Origin of the sequence: Polyangium sp. 15x6 (assembly GCF_029960785.1) — a bacterium.
Taxonomy (GTDB): domain Bacteria; phylum Myxococcota_A; class Polyangia; order Polyangiales; family Polyangiaceae; genus Polyangium.
In genome coordinates this window covers 1-12,851 of the sequence record NZ_JASBQE010000174.1, presented here as the reverse complement: position 1 = coordinate 12,851, position 12,851 = coordinate 1, and the positions used below count along the sequence as shown (strand labels likewise).

Below are 12,851 nucleotides of genomic sequence, written 5' to 3'. Positions count from 1 at the left end.
GCGCGGGCGGAGGTGCGGCGAGCGGAGGCGCGGCGGGCTGCTGCGCGGGGGCCTGTGCGCTGCTCGGCGGAGCCGGTGTCGGCGGCACCTGCGCGTGCGCCGCGGGGCCCACCGCGAGCACGGAGAGACCCAGCGCGGAGGCGGCGACGCACGCGAGGGAAACGCGCGCTCGGCGAGCGGCGGGCGTCGCGCGAAGAAGCTCCGGATCCGGCAACGTGGGCATCGAAGATGGTCCTTTCAAAAGGAAGGGGCTCGTGGGCGAGGGAGTCGAGGCCCCGCGGGCTGCGCTCGCTTTACGATAACGAAAAACGAGATGCACGTGGCGCGTCAAGCGTGCTCGCGCGGGCGGCCGTGATCACTCGTAGGCATCCTCGGCCGGGCGGCTCGGCTTCGGCGCTGCGGGCTTGCTCGTCCCGCTCTTCGGCGCGGCTTTCGGCTTGTCCGCGGGGGCCGCGGTCGGGCTCGCGGCCGGCTTCGACGCGGTCTCCCTCGTCGCGGGCTCCTTCGCGGCGGGCGGCTCTTCCACCGTCACCGCGGCGCTCGCCTTCGTCGGCACCTCGTCCGCGGGCTTCGGCGCTTCCATCGGCGCGGCCTGGATCGGAGGCAGCGGCAGCGACGCGGGCCTCGTCTCCGGCGGGGCCTCGGGCTTCGGCGCGGGCTTCTTTTCCTGCGTGTTCGTGGTGGGTTTGTCCGGCTGAACCGTCGGGGACGAACCCCCTCGCCCGAGGTAGACGAACACGAACGCGATGGCCACGAGGCCGAGCAGCACGAGCACCGCGTGCTCCTTCTTCGGCCCCTTCTTCGCGGGCTCGATCGCCTTGCTCGTGCTCTCTTCGCGCTCCCTCGCCGGCGTCGCCTCGGCTGCTCGTGCGCTTGCCTTCGTGTGCTTCTTCTCGGCCTTGCTCTCCGTCTTTTTCGTCTCGGGCGCAGGGCTCTCGTTCGTGTCGCCCGAGGTGTTCTTCGGGGCCGTCTTCGTCGGCTGGCGCGTCGCGGCGGGCGCGGCTACGCTCGATGCGTTCGGGGCCTCCGTGGGTTTCGTCCCGCTGAGAGCGGCCGGCGAGGGCTTCGCCGGGCTGGCCGTCGGGGCGGGCTTCGGGACCGAAGTGGAGACGGACTGGGAACGCGCAGAGCGAGCTCGGTGCTCCTTGCGCTGGGCACGGGAAAGCTTTTTGCTCACGATCCGACGCTAACCGAAGCGGGTTCGATCAGGCAAAACCTCGGATCCAGGGCAGGAAAAGCAACCTGGTCCGCAAGTCCGTTCTCGGACGGCTTGACATGGCCCCTTCGCCGAGTATCCTCCGCGTCCCCCGATTCCGGGTAGACGAACCACCATGCCGACCATCAGCCAGCTCATCCGAAACGGCCGCGAAGCCGCTCGTTACAAGACGGCCTCTCCGGCGCTCAAGTCCTGCCCGCAGCGGCGTGGCGTGTGCGTCCGCGTGTACACCACGACGCCGAAGAAGCCGAACTCGGCCCTCCGCAAGGTGTGTCGCGTGCGCCTCACGAACCAGATGGAGGTCACGAGCTACATCCCGGGCGAGGGGCACAACCTGCAGGAGCACTCGGTCGTGCTCATCCGCGGGGGTCGCGTGAAGGATCTGCCGGGCGTTCGCTACCACGTCGTGCGTGGCACGCTCGACGCCTCGGGCGCCGCGGGGCCGAGCTCGACCAACAAGGCGACCCGCAACCGCAAGCGCTCGAAGTACGGCGTGAAGCGCCCGAAGAGCTGAGCGCTGCTCGCCCGCGAGAGCCCCTGATCACAGTCCGCCAGAAGGAAGCACCATGCCTCGTCGACGTGAAGTTCCGAAGCGCAGAATCATTCCGGACCCGAAGTTCAAGGACAAGCTCGTCGCCAAGTTCACGAACTCGCTCATGTTGAGCGGGAAGAAGGCGACGGCGGAGAGCATCCTCTACGGAGCGTTCGACGTCATCCGCGACCGCTTCAAGGAGGAGCCCATCGAGGTCTTCCGGAAGGCGCTCGACAACGTCAAGCCGAAGCTCGAGGTGAAGAGCCGGCGTGTCGGCGGCGCGACGTACCAGGTCCCGGTCGAGGTTCGGCCGGAGCGTCGTGTGGCGCTGGCGATGCGGTGGCTCGTGACCTATTCGCGTTCGCGCGGCGAGAAGACGATGCGCGAGCGCCTCGCGGCGGAGCTCATCGACGCGGCGCAGAACCGCGGCAATGCCGTGAAGAAGAAGGACGACACGCACAAGATGGCGGAGGCGAACAAGGCCTTCGCGCACTACCGCTGGTGATCGTCAGCACGTAGAGCGGTCGGACACGGCAGGAGATACGTCGAGCGAGATGGCGAAGGCGACATAAGGATCGGGTTACGTGCTCGAACATGGCGGCGCGAGGCGCGCCGCCAACGAACGTACCCCGACACCCTCTCCAGGTTCTCGAAGCGCGCCAAACGGAGGCGGGCAGGGCTGGAGAGGGTGTCGTGCGTTCGGGGTTCGAAGCGACGAACGGCGCGAGCGACGACGACGCTGACGAAAACGAGCAACCGAGACCGACGCCTCGACACGAGCAACGACAAACCGACCGCAGGAGGAAGCAGTGGCCCGCGAATACAGCCTGGAGCGCACCAGAAACATCGGGATCATGGCCCACATCGATGCGGGCAAGACCACGGTGACCGAGCGCATCCTCTATTACACGGGCGTCAACTACAAGCTGGGCGAGGTCCACGAGGGCGCTGCGACCATGGACTGGATGGTCCAGGAGCAGGAGCGCGGGATCACGATCACGGCTGCGGCGACGAACTGCTTCTGGGAGCCGAAGGAAGGCCCGTTCGCGGGGATCCGGAACCGCATCAACATCATCGACACGCCCGGCCACGTGGACTTCACGATCGAGGTCGAGCGCAGCTTGCGCGTGCTCGATGGTGCGGTCGCGGTGTTCGACGGCGGCAACGGCGTCGAACCGCAGAGCGAGACGGTCTGGCGTCAGGCGGACAAGTATCACGTCCCGCGGATCGCGTTCATCAACAAGATGGACAAGATCGGCGCGGACTTCGACATGTGCGTCGACTCGATGAAGGACCGGCTCGGTACGAACGCGGTCGCCGTCCACTACCCGCTCGGCGCGGAGGACAAGTTCCGCGGCGTCATCGACATCGTGCGGATGCGCGCAGCGGTCTTCGACGACGAGACGAAGGGCGCCGAGTACAAGTGGGAAGCGATCCCCGCGGATCTCGAGGCAAAGTGCAAGGAGCTCCGCGAGCGCCTCATCGAGGCGTGCGCGGACGCGAGCGACGCGGTGATGGAGAAGTTCGTCGCCGGCAACCTCGCGTCGATCACCGAAGAAGAGATCTACGCGGCGATCCGCGCGGGCACCTTGAGCTTCAAGCTCGTGCCGGTGCTCTGCGGTTCGGCGTTCAAGAACAAGGGCATCCAGCTCTTGCTCGACGCGGTGATCCAACTCCTGCCGTCGCCGCTCGACATCCCGCCGGTGCAGGGCACGGATCCGGACAAGAAGGACAAGGTGGTGACGCGCAAGGCGGCGGACAACGAGCCGTTCGCCGCGCTCGCGTTCAAGGTGATGAACGATCCCTTCGGCCACCTCACGTACTTCCGGGTCTACTCGGGCACGGTCGAGAGCGGTTCGAGCGTCCTCAACTCGACGCGCGGCAAGCGCGAGCGTTTCGGGCGCATCCTGCGCATGCACGCGAACAAGCGTGAAGAGGTCAAGACCTGCTACGCCGGCAACATCTACGCGGCGGTCGGTCTACGCGATACGCGCACGGGCGATACGCTCTGCGAGGAGAAGCACCCGGTCGTCCTCGAGCGGATGGAGTTCCCGGACCCGGTCATCTCGATCGCGATCGAGCCGAAGACCAAGGCCGATCTCGACAAGCTCGGCGTGTCGCTGCAGAAGCTCATGTTCGAGGACCCGTCTTTCCGGACGTACACGAACGAGGAGACGGGGCAGACGATCATCGCCGGCATGGGCGAGCTGCACCTCGAAATCATCGTCGACCGCTTGAAGCGTGAGTTCAAGGTCGACGCGAACGTCGGCAAGCCCGAAGTCGCTTATCGCGAGACGGTGACGCACAAGGTCACCAACGTCGAAGGCCGGTTCGTCCGGCAGACCGGCGGGCACGGTCAATATGGTCACGTCGAGATCGATCTCGGCCCTGCGCCACGCGGCGCAGGGTTCGTCTTCGTCAACGACATCACCGGCGGCATCATCCCCAAGGAGTTCATCCCCTCCGTGGAGAAGGGGATTCGAGACGCGCTCGGGCGCGGGGTGCTCGCTGGTTATCCGGTGGTGGACGTCGAGGTGCGGCTGCACTTCGGCAGCTACCACGAGGTCGACTCGTCGGGCCCCGCCTTCGAGGTGGCAGGCTCGATTGCGTTCCAGGAGGCAGCCAAGCGCGCGGGCCTCGTGCTCCTGGAGCCGGTCATGTCGGTCGAGGTGGTTTGCCCGGAGCAATACCTCGGCGACGTCATCGGCGACCTGAACAGCCGTCGCGGGCGGATTCTCGACATGGGGCAGCGGGGAAATGCGCGCGTCGTGCGCGCGGAGGTTCCGCTCGCCTCGATGTTCGGCTACGCGACGGACGTGCGTTCGAAGACGCAGGGCCGCGCGACGCACACGATGCAGATTTCGAATTACGCACCAGTCCCGGTCGCGATCCAGGAAGAGATCGTCGCCAAGCAGCGAGGTTAGGCAATGGCCAAGGAGAAATTCAGTCGAACGAAGCCCCACGTGAACGTCGGCACGATCGGCCACATCGATCACGGCAAGACGACGCTCACGGCGGCCATCGTCAAGGTCCAGTCCAAGCAGAAGCTTGCGAAAGAGATCAAGTACGCCGACATCGCCAAGGGCGGGACGGTCCGTGACGAGACCAAGACGGTGACGATCGCGGCCGCGCACGTGGAGTACGAGTCGCCGAAGCGCCACTACGCGCACGTCGACTGCCCCGGCCACGCCGACTACATCAAGAACATGATCACGGGCGCCGCGCAGATGGACGGCGCGATCCTCGTGGTCAGCGCGCTCGACAGCGTCATGCCGCAGACCCGCGAGCACGTGCTCCTCGCGCGCCAGGTCGGCCTGAACTACCTCGTCGTCTTCCTCAACAAGTGTGACGCGGTGGACGACCCGGAGATGCTCGACCTCGTCGAGATGGAGGTCCGCGAGCTCCTCAACAAGTACAACTTCAACGGCGACAACGCGCCGGTTGTCCGTGGTGCGTCGCTGCCTGCGCTTCAGGGTGACCCGAAGTGGGAGGCGAAGATCGGCGAGCTGCTCGACGCGCTCGACAGCTACATCCCGGAGCCGGAGCGCGCGATCGACAAGCCGTTCCTCATGGCGATCGAGGACGTGTTCTCGATCAAGGGCCGCGGCACGGTGGCGACGGGCCGTATCGAGCGCGGCGTGGTCAAGGTCGGCGAAGAGGTCGAGATCATCGGCTTCAAGGACACGCGCAAGACCGTGGTCACGGGCGTCGAGATGTTCCGGAAGCTGCTCGATCAGGGCATCGCGGGCGACAACGTCGGTTGCCTCCTGCGCGGTGTCGAGAAGGACGACATCGAGCGTGGCCAGGTCCTCGCGAAGCCGGGTTCGATCACCCCGCACACGGAGTTCTTGGGCGAGGTGTACGTCCTGAAGAAGGAGGAGGGCGGCCGTCACACGCCGTTCTTCACGAACTACCGCCCGCAGTTCTACATCCGGACGACGGACGTGACGGGCACCGTCAAGCTCCCCGAGGGGGTCAAGATGGTGATGCCGGGCGACAACATCACGATGAACATCGAGCTCATCGCGCCGGTCGCGCTCGAGGAGCAGATGCGGTTCGCGATCCGCGAGGGTGGTAAGACCGTCGGCGCGGGCATCGTGACGAAGATCCTCAAGTAAGGAAGAAGCAGCGTCATGGCCGACACCACGAAGATCCGGATCCGCCTCAAGGCGTTCGATCACCAGCTTCTCGACAAGTCCACGAGCGATATCGTCGAGACCGCGAAGCGAACGGGCGCGCACGTCGCGGGCCCCATCCCCCTGCCCACGGAGATCCGTCGCTACACGGTCCTCCGCGGCCCGCACGTCGACAAGAAGTCGCGCGAGCAGTTCGAGATCCGCACGCACAAGCGGCTCCTCGACATCATCGAGCCGACGCAGCAGACCCTCGACGCCCTGATGAAGCTCGATCTTTCGGCCGGCGTCGACGTCGAGATCAAGAGCTAGGAGCGCGCCATGAAAGTCAACGTCTACAACCTCAAGCGGGAGCAGGTCGGCGAGATCGACCTTTCGGACGAGGTCTTCGGCGCCGAGGTGAAGGAGCAGCTCTTCTACGAGGTCGTCAAGGCCCAGCTCGCCTCGCGTCGCGCTGGCACCAAGGCCACGAAGGAGCGCAGCGCCGTCGCGGGCTCGACGAAGAAGCTCTACCGCCAGAAGGGCACGGGCCGCGCTCGTCAGGGTTCGATCCGCGCCCCGCACCACGCGGGCGGCGGCGCCGCGCATGCGCTCGAGCCGCAGGACTGGTCCTACCGTCCGCCGCGCAAGGTGCGCATCGGCGCGCTGAAGAGCGCGCTCTCCCTGTACGCCAAGGAGGGTCGCCTCATCGTCCTCGACAGCCTCGAGCTGCCCGAGATCAAGACGAAGGCGATCGTCGACGCGCTCGGGGCCCTGCAGGCGGGCAAGAAGTCGCTCGTCGTCGACAGCGCCTCGAACGAGAAGCTGGTGAAGTCGATCCGTAACCTCGACGCGCACCAGTTCTTGCCGCCGGAGGGCGTCAACGTGTACGACCTCCTCCGCCACGACCACCTCGTCGTCTCGAAAGAGGCGGCCAAAGCGCTCGAAGCGCGCTGCCTTCGGTAGAGGAACACGCCATGCAGCCCGAGCACATCATTCGTCGGCCGATCATCCTCACCGAGAAGTCGAGCCGGCTCCGCGAGCAGAGCAACAAGGTCATCTTCGAAGTCCGCCGCGACGCGAACAAGATCCAGATCAAGGACGCGATCCAGGCGCTCTTCAAGGTCGGCGTGGTCGAAGTGAACACGCTCGTCATGCGCGGCAAGGACAAGCGCATGGGGCGCGGCTACGCCAAGCTGCACAACTGGAAGAAGGCGATCGTCACCCTCAAGCCGGGCGACCAGATCCAGTTCTTCGACGAGGAGAAGTCGGAGTAAGCCATGGGTATCAAGAACTTCAAGCCGACCTCTCCGGCGCGGCGCTACTACTCGGTCAGTGATTTCAAGGAAATCACCAAGGCCGAGCCCGAGCGCTCCCTCATCGAGAAGCAGACCTCGACGGGCGGGCGTAACAACTACGGCCGCATCACCTCGCGGTTCCGCGGCGGTGGCCACAAGCAGCGCTACCGGATCATCGACTTCCGGCGCGACAAGATCGGTATCCCCGCGACCGTCGCCGCCATCGAGTACGATCCGAACCGCACCGCGCGTATCGCCCTGCTCCACTACGTCGACGGCGAGAAGCGCTACATCCTCGCCCCCGACGGGCTGAGCGTGGGCGCGAAGCTGGTCGCGAGCCGCAACGCCGACATCAAGCCCGGCAACAGCCTCACGCTGCGCCACATCCCGCCCGGCACCTCGATCCACAACATCGAGGTCAAGAAGGGCAAGGGCGGCCAGCTCGTGCGCTCGGCCGGCGTCGCCGCGCAGCTCATGGCCAAGGACGGCGACTACGCCCAGGTGCGCCTGCCGAGCGGTGAGATCCGCAAGGTGCACCTCGATTGCCGCGCCACCATCGGTCAGGTCTCGAACCCCGACCACGCGAACATCACCCTCGGTAAGGCCGGTCGTTCGCGATGGCTCGGCCGTCGTCCGCACAACCGCGGCGTCACCATGAACCCCGTCGATCACCCGATGGGCGGCGGCGAGGGCCGCTCCTCCGGCGGTCGTCACCCCTGCTCGCCGTGGGGGCAGCTCGCCAAGGGCCTCAAGACTCGCAACAACAAGCGGACCGACGGAATGATCATCCGCCGGCGCGGAACCAAGGGTTGATTGAGCCATGCCGCGTAGCATCAAGAAGGGCCCCTTCGTCGACGGCCACCTGATGGAGAAGATCCAGACGGCGCAGGCCACGGGCGGCCCGAAGAAGGTCATCAAGACCTGGTCCCGCAGGTCGACCATCGTCCCCGACGCCGTGGGACTCACGTTCGCCGTGCACAACGGCCGCAAGTTCGTCCCCGTGTTCGTCACGGAGAACATGGTCGGCCACAAGCTCGGTGAGTTCGCCCCGACCCGTACCTTCCACGGCCACTCCGGCGACAAGAAGGCGAAGGTCGGCAAGGCCCCCGGCGGTCGCTGAGGGTTGTGCCAAAAGAGCCCGCGTCCTCGCTTCGGCGAGGGGCGGGCTCTTTTGCATTTCGAAGCCTCGCGGAGAGTCCGCCCGCGCCGGCGCGTGGCCGCGCCGCGGCCGATCAGCGCGACTTGAGGGCTTCCAGCGTTTCCTTGAGCTTCGGGTCCTTGGACATCTTGCAGTTCCGACCCATCAGGATCACCCAGCCGAGCGCGCGACTGTCTCCCTCGGTGCGCGCCCTGTCGAGCAGCGCGGCCTTGTCGGGGCAGCTCTTCGCGGCCCAGAGGTCGAAGGCGATCCGCGTGGCTGGCGTCGCGCGCTCTCGAACATCGTCCTGCTTCAGGAGCTCGATCGCGCGATCGGCCGCCTTCGAGCCGCCCTTGCTCGTCACGAGCGCGTAGAGCACGTCCGGTCCCCGTGTGCCCATCTTCGAGCCGATCACCTCGAAGACCTTCTCGGCCTCGGCGCCGCCCGTGAAGGCTGCCTTCGACGCGAGCTCGACGATGTCGGCGCGCACGTCCGCATCCTCGGGTGACTTCGGATCCGCAGCCACGAGCGACGTCAGCGTCGCCGCCGCCTCCTTCACCTTGCCCGCGCGCACCTCCTTCGAGAGCTGCGCGCGGAGCTCGCGCGAGTTGCCAGACGGCGCCGCCGCCCGCGGCTCGTCGTCCGCGTCGTCGTTGGAAGGCGCGACAGCTGCGCTCGGATCCTTCGAAGCGGTTGTGTGTTCTCGGGCCTCGTCGAGGTCCGGGAACGGGGACGTGCGGACGGCGATGGCCAGCACGATCACCGCGACGATGCCAGCCGCGCCCGCGATGCAGAGCATGACGGGGCGGGGCAGGGACGCAGCGGGATCCGAGGCGCGACCGGGCGGCGAGCCGACGATGGTCATGACGTGCAGAGGAGGATAGCGGAGCTTGGGCCTGCGCGGTTCGTCGTTCACGCGGAGGGCACGCCTCGGGCGCGCCCTCTCGCGCCTCAGAACGTCCCGCGGACGCCCAGGTGGCCTGGACCGACGACGAGCTCGGTGTGGGCGGCTTCGGGCTTCTTGTCCTTCTTCAGGCTGAGCACGAAGAGCGTCGCGCCTGCGGCCACGCCGACGGCGCCCACGATGAGGCCCACGTTCGCGACCGTCTGCTGCATCTTGCCCTTGTCGACATCGCCTTGCCGATCCGCGGGACACGGACCGCCGCAGGTCGCCTGGAGGTCGTCGTACGTCGCGTTCGACATCGAGCCGAAGACCGCGAACGTCACGAAGCCGGCGACGCCGAGGCCGCCGGCCGCGAATGCGCCGATCCGCATCCCCGACATGCCCTTGCCGCCGCTCGTCTCGCTGCCGCCGCCGCTGCCATCGCCGCCGCTGCCGTCGCCGCCGCCGCCGCCGCTGCTCGGGGCCGCGAAGCCGATCGACACCGTCTTCGACTCGCCTGCGGTCGTGGTGATCGACTGCGACGCGGCCGGCTTCGCGCCGGATTCCAGGCGGATGTCCACGCTGCCTGGCATCGCGGGGAAGGGTTTGCCCCAGCGATCCTGGGGCACCTCGACGCCGCCGACGGTCAGGCGCGCGCCGCTCTCGGGCGTCGTGACGTCGACGCTCACGAGCGTGAGCTTCGCGTTCAGCTCGTCGCGTTCGACCTTCGCGGTCTCGCCCGTCTGCGCGTACTTCTCCCCGGCGGTCTGGGCCTCGGCCGTGACCTTCTCGAACTCGAGGTAGGCGTCGACGAGCTTGCCCATCTCGCGCAGACAGCGCGCCACGTAGAGGTGCGAGTTCGGGCTCTGCACCTTCTCGTACGAGGCGCGGAAGTCCGCGAGGGCCTCGGGGTACTTGCCGGCTTTGAAGAGGGTCGAGGCGCTCTCGAACTTCTTCTTGGCTGCGGTGACGTCCGCCGCGGAGGGCGTCGCAGCCGCGGCCGGGGCTTGGGCGTGGACGACGCTCGGCCCGAGGACCGAGAGCGCGGGGAGGGCAACGAAGAGAGCTGCGATCGCGGTTGTTCTGGTTCGCACGGCGCTCAGATTCCGGTGGGATCGAACTTGGGGGTTTTCTTGGTGGTCTTGTTCGTCGTCTTGCTCGTCCCCGTGGACGGCGGACGAACGGTCTTCGTCGTGTTGCCGGCGGGCGCTTTCCACGTGGTCGGCGCCTTGTTTCCGCCGGCCTGCGTCGCCTCGGGCGCGGCGACGGCGGGCTCCTCTTGCTTCGGCTCCTCTTGCTTCGGCGGCTCGGGCGTCGGCGCTGGCGTCGGCGTCGGCTCGGGCTGCTTCGCCTCCGCCTCCGTCGGCGTCGGCGTCGGCGTCGGCGCGGCTTGCGTGGTGGGAGCTTGCTCCGTCGTCGTGGGCGTCGGCTTCTCGGACTTGTCTCCGCCGCCGCCCGAGAACGCCACGACCGCGCCGATCGCGACGGCCGCGAACGCGCCGACACCCATGACGAGCCGCTTCTTCTTCTGCGACGCTTGCGCGGCGAGCAGAATGTCGTCGTCGTCCTTCGCGGTCGGCAGCGCCGTCGCCGGCGTGGGAACCGGCACGCTCTGCAGCGTCTCGAGCCGCGGCGCGGGCGGCGCGGCCGGGATGTCGGGGAGCGCTGCGACGGCGTCGGTCGTCACGGGGACGTCCGTGCTCTCGCCGGCCTTCGCCGAGGCCTCCGGCTTCGAGTCGACCCTCGGCTCGGTGGTCATGGGCGGCGGGATGCTCGCGCGATCCGCGGCGATGTTCGCGTCGGCCGCGGCGATCGCGGCGCGCAGCTCGGCTGCGCGTTTTGCGTTCGCCTCGCCGATCACCTTGCGCACGAAGTCGGCGACGTCCTCGTCCGTGATTGGCGAACCGACCTGCGAGGACACCTGATCGAGCGCGCGTTGCATCTCGGCGGCGGTCGAGTAGCGCTTCGTCCGGTCCTTCTCGAGCGCCTTCAGGATCACCTTCTCGAAGTCCGCGTGGATGCTCGGGACGAGCTCGCGCGGCGGGATCGGATCTTTCAGCGCGATGTTCTCGACGGTCTTGAACTCCGTCTCCCCGCGGAACGGGTGCAGGCCCGTGACCATCACGTAGAGCAGCACGCCGAGCGAGAAGAGATCGCTGCGACGATCGAGCGGCAGACCGCCGAGCTGCTCGGGCGAGAGATACGGCGTCTTGCCTTTGACCAGGCCCTCGGTGCGCGTGACGTAGAGACGCCCGCGCGACTTCGCCACGCCGAAGTCGGCGATCTTCGCGAAGCCCGAGGTCGAGATCAGGATGTTGCCCGGCGAGATGTCGCGGTGGACGAGATCGACGAGCGCGCCGTTGTCGTCGCGCAGCTCGTGCGCGGCGTGCAGGCCCGCGCAGATCTGCGAGGCGATGCGCAGGATGATGTTCTGCGGGATTCCGCCGAGGGTCTTCGCCGCCTTCTGCACCGTGCTCAGCGTGTCGCCCTCGACCCACTCCATCACGATGTAGAGGATGTCGTCCTGCTCGCCGAGGTCGAAGATCTCGACCACGTTCGGGTGCCGGATGCGTGCCGCGACGCGCGCCTCGTCGAGGAACATCGTCTCGAAATCCGGATCGTCGGAGACGTCCGGCAACATCGTCTTGATCGCGACCGTCTTCTGGAAGCCGCGTGATCCCTGCAGGCGTGCGGCCCAGACCGACGCCATGCCGCCCTTCGCGACGCGCAGGAGGATCTCGTAACGGCCGAGCGTGCTGCCGGGCTTGAGGCGATCGAGCGCGGTCGCCTTCGTGCGCGAGACGGGCGCCTCGGAGCTGTCGCCCTCGGTCGGCGAAGGCCCGCTCGTCGGCGTCTTCGTGACGACCGTCGGCATCTCGGACTTCGTCACCACGACGTGCTCGGGTTTGTCCTCGGCCCTGGGCTCCTCGGCCTTGGGTTCCTCGGGCTTCTTGGCTTCGGCCTTGGGCTCCTCGGGCTTGGGCTCCGGGAGCTTCGGCGCGTCCTTCGCCTCGATCTTCGGCGCCTCGACCTTCGGCGCCTCGATCTTCGCTGCCTCGAAGGCCCCGGAGTCGTCGTCGATCTCGATGTCCTCGCCGGGCAGCGACTCCGCGACGGGCCGGATCGGCGGCGGCGGCTTCGGCACCTCGGGCTTCGCGGCCACCACGGGCGGGGTCGGGGGCTTCGGGATGCCAGGCTTCGGCGCGGGCGGCGCGGCCTTCGGCGGCGGCGGCACGACCGGCTTCTTCGCCTCCGCGGCCGGGGCGGCTTCGGGTTTGTCGGCCGGTTTGTCCGCGGCCTTCGCCTCTGCGGGCTCCTTCGCCTCCGCGGCGGGCTCGACCTTCGCGGCGGGCTTCGGCACGGCCGCGGCTGCGGGCTTCGGCGGCTCCACGCCGCCCACGAGCGTCCGTTGACGAACCATCGGCTTCGGGGCGCCGATCTTCGGCACGCTCGGGCCTGCGGCCGGCTTGTCCTCCGCGGCGTCTTTTTTCTCGACGGCGGGCGTGGGCGCGGGCGCCGTCACGGCGGGCGCCTTCGCGCCGAGCGGCGCCTTGCCGTTTGCCCCGGGCGCTGCGACGCCGGCGACCGTGGGTTGCGGTGGACGCACGGCCGCGACGGGGCTGGGCTTCGGCGCGGCGGGCGCCACGGCGGGCGACGCGGCCGGCGCCACAG

The 12,851-nt window shown here is 68.0% G+C and carries 13 protein-coding genes and 1 pseudogene; 9 read left to right on the top strand and 5 right to left on the bottom strand.

Features of this window, described 5'->3' with window-relative positions; translation table 11 throughout:
- Both QHF83_RS51445 and QHF83_RS51440 read right to left on the bottom strand, forming a co-directional pair.
- A pseudogene (locus tag QHF83_RS51445) lies at positions 1-223 on the bottom strand (hypothetical protein); the annotation flags it as partial.
- A gap of 132 nt (positions 224-355) precedes the next feature.
- A complete protein-coding gene (locus QHF83_RS51440; protein ID WP_282425528.1) occupies positions 356-1,177 on the bottom strand; it encodes a hypothetical protein in 822 nt (273 codons plus the stop codon).
- A gap of 154 nt (positions 1,178-1,331) precedes the next feature.
- Between QHF83_RS51440 and rpsL the strand changes: the two genes are divergently transcribed.
- The 9 genes from rpsL to rpsS all read left to right on the top strand — a co-directional run bounded on the left by rpsL (position 1,332) and on the right by rpsS (position 8,278).
- A complete protein-coding gene (rpsL, locus tag QHF83_RS51435; protein ID WP_136932396.1) occupies positions 1,332-1,730 on the top strand; it encodes a 30S ribosomal protein S12 in 399 nt (132 codons plus the stop codon).
- 52 nt (positions 1,731-1,782) lie between these two features.
- A complete protein-coding gene (gene rpsG / locus QHF83_RS51430) occupies positions 1,783-2,253 on the top strand; it encodes a 30S ribosomal protein S7 (protein ID WP_136932397.1) in 471 nt (156 codons plus the stop codon).
- Between the two features lie 304 nt (positions 2,254-2,557).
- Positions 2,558-4,672, top strand: a complete 2,115-nt coding sequence (gene fusA, locus QHF83_RS51425; protein WP_282425527.1) for an elongation factor G — start codon at positions 2,558-2,560, stop codon at positions 4,670-4,672.
- A 3-nt stretch (positions 4,673-4,675) separates the two neighbouring features.
- Positions 4,676-5,866 carry an elongation factor Tu gene (gene tuf, locus QHF83_RS51420; RefSeq protein ID WP_282425526.1) on the top strand — a complete coding sequence of 397 codons (1,191 nt, stop codon included), beginning with the start codon at positions 4,676-4,678 and terminating at the stop codon, positions 5,864-5,866.
- 15 nt (positions 5,867-5,881) lie between these two features.
- Entirely contained in the window at positions 5,882-6,193 is a 312-nt protein-coding gene (gene rpsJ / locus QHF83_RS51415; RefSeq protein ID WP_012233476.1) for a 30S ribosomal protein S10, read from the top strand.
- 9 nt (positions 6,194-6,202) lie between these two features.
- Positions 6,203-6,826: a 50S ribosomal protein L4 gene (gene rplD, locus QHF83_RS51410; protein ID WP_271917833.1), complete on the top strand. Its 624-nt coding sequence runs from the start codon at positions 6,203-6,205 to the stop codon at positions 6,824-6,826.
- Positions 6,827-6,837: 11 nt separating this feature from the next.
- On the top strand, positions 6,838-7,137 hold the full coding sequence (locus tag QHF83_RS51405) for a 50S ribosomal protein L23 (protein ID WP_272429075.1): 300 nt from the start codon (positions 6,838-6,840) through the stop codon (positions 7,135-7,137).
- A 3-nt stretch (positions 7,138-7,140) separates the two neighbouring features.
- A complete protein-coding gene (gene rplB / locus QHF83_RS51400; RefSeq protein ID WP_136973381.1) occupies positions 7,141-7,971 on the top strand; it encodes a 50S ribosomal protein L2 in 831 nt (276 codons plus the stop codon).
- A gap of 7 nt (positions 7,972-7,978) precedes the next feature.
- Positions 7,979-8,278, top strand: coding sequence for a 30S ribosomal protein S19 (gene rpsS, locus QHF83_RS51395; protein WP_136936256.1), 300 nt, complete (start codon positions 7,979-7,981; stop codon positions 8,276-8,278).
- A gap of 112 nt (positions 8,279-8,390) precedes the next feature.
- On the opposite strand, the gene QHF83_RS51390 is transcribed toward rpsS, so the two are convergent.
- From QHF83_RS51390 to QHF83_RS51380, 3 genes are all read right to left on the bottom strand, one after another.
- Positions 8,391-9,212, bottom strand: a complete 822-nt coding sequence (locus tag QHF83_RS51390) for a hypothetical protein (protein WP_282425525.1) — start codon at positions 9,210-9,212, stop codon at positions 8,391-8,393.
- A 35-nt stretch (positions 9,213-9,247) separates the two neighbouring features.
- Positions 9,248-10,273: a tetratricopeptide repeat protein gene (locus tag QHF83_RS51385; protein ID WP_282425524.1), complete on the bottom strand. Its 1,026-nt coding sequence runs from the start codon at positions 10,271-10,273 to the stop codon at positions 9,248-9,250.
- Positions 10,274-10,278: 5 nt separating this feature from the next.
- The coding region (locus QHF83_RS51380) for a protein kinase (protein WP_282425523.1) at positions 10,279-12,851 on the bottom strand (2,573 nt) is incomplete at its 5' end.

Excerpts from the sequence above, each read along its gene's own strand:
- rpsL (WP_136932396.1), top strand. The coding sequence starts at position 1,332 with ATGCCGACCATCAGCCAGCTCATCCGAAACGGCCGCGAAGCCGCTCGT.
- rpsG (WP_136932397.1), top strand. The coding sequence starts at position 1,783 with ATGCCTCGTCGACGTGAAGTTCCGAAGCGCAGAATCATTCCGGACCCG.
- tuf (WP_282425526.1), top strand. The coding sequence starts at position 4,676 with ATGGCCAAGGAGAAATTCAGTCGAACGAAGCCCCACGTGAACGTCGGC.
- rpsJ (WP_012233476.1), top strand. The coding sequence starts at position 5,882 with ATGGCCGACACCACGAAGATCCGGATCCGCCTCAAGGCGTTCGATCAC.
- rplD (WP_271917833.1), top strand. The coding sequence starts at position 6,203 with ATGAAAGTCAACGTCTACAACCTCAAGCGGGAGCAGGTCGGCGAGATC.
- QHF83_RS51405 (WP_272429075.1), top strand. The coding sequence starts at position 6,838 with ATGCAGCCCGAGCACATCATTCGTCGGCCGATCATCCTCACCGAGAAG.
- rplB (WP_136973381.1), top strand. The coding sequence starts at position 7,141 with ATGGGTATCAAGAACTTCAAGCCGACCTCTCCGGCGCGGCGCTACTAC.
- rpsS (WP_136936256.1), top strand. The coding sequence starts at position 7,979 with ATGCCGCGTAGCATCAAGAAGGGCCCCTTCGTCGACGGCCACCTGATG.